The sequence below is a fragment of the Acrocarpospora catenulata genome (genome assembly GCF_018476525.1).
Lineage (GTDB): Bacteria > Actinomycetota > Actinomycetes > Streptosporangiales > Streptosporangiaceae > Acrocarpospora > Acrocarpospora catenulata.
The window spans coordinates 1-2,761 of the sequence record NZ_JAHCST010000139.1 but is presented as its reverse complement, the minus strand read 5'-3'; the positions used below and the strand labels follow the sequence as shown (position 1 = coordinate 2,761).

Below are 2,761 nucleotides of genomic sequence, written 5' to 3'. Positions count from 1 at the left end.
GGCACCCCCCACCTCGGCATCGACGACAACTTCTTCGCCAACGGCGGCCACAGCATCCTCGCCACCCGCCTCATCAGCCGCATCCGCACCACCCTCGGCGCCACCCTCACCATCCGCGACCTGTTCGACCACCCGACCGTGGCGGGCCTGTCGGAGATCATGCGCGCCGACACCACCCCCGTGCTGCGGCCGGTGACCAGGCCTGAGCGGCTGCCGCTGTCGTTCACCCAGCGCCGCCTGTGGTTCCTCAACCGGCTCGAAGAGGCCGGCGACCACGCCCAGAACACCCTCTTCGGCCTGCGGCTGCGCGGGCCGCTCCAGGTCGCCGTGCTGTCGGCCGCGCTGACCGACGTCGTGGCCAGGCACGAGACGCTGCGCACGGTCTTCCCCGAGGACGCGACCGGCCCCTACCAGCACGTGCTGGCGTCCGCGCCGGTCGACCTGACCCCCGAGGACATCACCGAGGAGCGGCTGCCCGACGCGCTCACCGCCGTCGCCTCGCACGGTTTCGACCTGACCGTGGAGACGCCGCTGCGCGCCCGGCTGTTCCGTACCGCCCCCGACGAGCACGTCCTGCTCCTGGTGGTGCACCACATCGCCTGTGACGGCTGGTCGATGGCCCCGCTCTCGCGCGATCTGGCGCAGGCCTACCAGGCCCGGCTCGACGGCGTCCCGCCGGCCTGGGCCCCGCTGCCCGTGCAGTACGCCGACTACACCCTCTGGCAGCCGCCCGGCGACGACCAGCTCGACTTCTGGCGCACGACCCTGGCCGGCGTCCCCGACCAGCTGGAGCTGCCCACCGACCGGCCGCGCCCGGCCATCGCCAGCTACCGCGGCGACACCGTCGCCTTCACGGTGCCGCCCGAGTTGCACGAGCGCATGCTGCTGCTGGCCCAGTCGCGCAACACCAGCCTCTTCATGGTCATGCAGGCCGCCCTGTCCATGCTGCTGACCAGGCTGGGCGCCGGGTCCGACATCCCCATCGGCACCGCGGTGGCCGGCCGTACCGACGAGGCCCTCGACGACCTGGTGGGCTGCTTCATCAACACGTTGGTGCTGCGCACCGACACCTCGGGCAACCCGAGCTTCCTGGAACTGCTCGACCGCGTACGCGAGACCAACCTGGCCGCCTACGAGCACCAGGAGGTGCCCTTCGAGCGCGTGGTCGAGGCCGTCAACCCGACCCGCTCGCTGGCCCGCTTCCCGCTCTTCCAGGTCCTGCTGGTGTTCCAGAACAACGCCACGGCCGAGCTGGGCTTCGCCGGGCTGGACGCCGCCCACGAGCCGGTACGGCACGGCACCGCCGACTACGACCTGACCCTGGACGTGATCGAGCGCTACGGCCCGTGCGGCCGGCCCGACGGGATGGACGGCTACCTGGAGTACGCGGTGGACCTGTTCGACCGCTCGACGGTGGAGTCGCTGACCGCGCGGCTGGTGCGGCTGCTCGGCGCGGCCATCGCCGAACCGGACATCCCCATCGGGTACCTGCCCGCGCTCACGCCGGAGGAGCTGGAGCTGGAAAGGCGCCACTCCTTCGGCCCGTACGTGGAGCTGCCGCCCGAGACCCTGCCGACCCTCTTCGAGCGGCAGGCGGCCAGGACCCCCGACCAGACCGCGGTCGTGTCCGGCGAGGAGTCGCTGACGTTCGCCGAGCTGAACCGGCTGGCCAACCAGATCGCCCACCAGCTCAGGGCGCGCGGCGCCGGTCCCGAGACCCTCATCGCGCTCGCCCTGCCCCGCTCGGTGCGCATGATCGCCGCCATCCTCGGCGTGCACAAGGCCGGAGCCGCCTACCTGCCCCTCGACCTAGAACACCCCGACGACCGCATCGCCTTCACCCTCCAGGACGCCAAGCCGCTGCTCGTCCTCACCGAGGAGGAAAACCGCCTCCCGGGCGCCGTCAACCTCGCCGACCTGCTCCACGGCCCCGACCACAACCCGGGCACCCCGCCGCTCCCCCGGCACGCCGCCTACGTCATCTACACCAGCGGCTCCACCGGCCGCCCCAAGGGCGTGGTGCTGGAACACGGCGGCCTGGCCAACCTGTTCCTGGCCCACCAGAACGGGCTGTTCACCACGGCACGCGGCGAGCGGTTCCGCATCGGGTTCGTGGTGCCGCTGACCTTCGACACCTCGTGGGACTCGATGCTGTGGATGATCGACGGGCACGAGCTGCACGTGCTCGACGACGTGACCCGGCGCACCCCCGAGGACCTGGTCGACTACATCGACCGGCACCGCATCGGCTTCGTCGACCTCACGCCGGTGTTCATGGAGCAGCTCGTCGCCGCCGGGCTGTTCGCGCCGGGGCGCCACCACCCCATCTCGCTGATGGTGGGCGGCGAGGCGGTCTCCCCCGGCCTGTGGCGGGCGATGCGCGAGGCCCCGGCCACCGACAGCTACAACTACTACGGCCAGACCGAGTGCACCAACGACAGCACCGGCTACCGGGTGCGCGACGGCGAGATCCCGCTGATCGGCAGGCCGCTGGTCAACATGGAAGTGCTGTTGCTGGACGAGAACCTGCTACCCGTTCCCCCGCACACTCCGGGTGAGCTGTACATCGCCGGGCCCGGCGTCGGGCGTGGTTACCTCAACCGGCCGACCCTCACCGCCCAACGGTTCATCCCTCACCCCCACCACCCCGGCGCCCGCATGTACCGCACCGGCGACCAAGCCCGCCGCCACCCCAACGGCACCCTCGAATTCATCGGCCGCACCGACAACCAAATCAAACTCCGCGGCCACCGCATCGAAC

General features: G+C 71.5%; 1 protein-coding gene. It reads left to right on the top strand.

The genetic code is table 11. The features are described 5' to 3' along the window. Positions 1–2,761 (top strand): non-ribosomal peptide synthetase (locus KIP79_RS46015; RefSeq protein ID WP_214111405.1); only part of this gene is annotated, 2,761 nt, incomplete at both ends.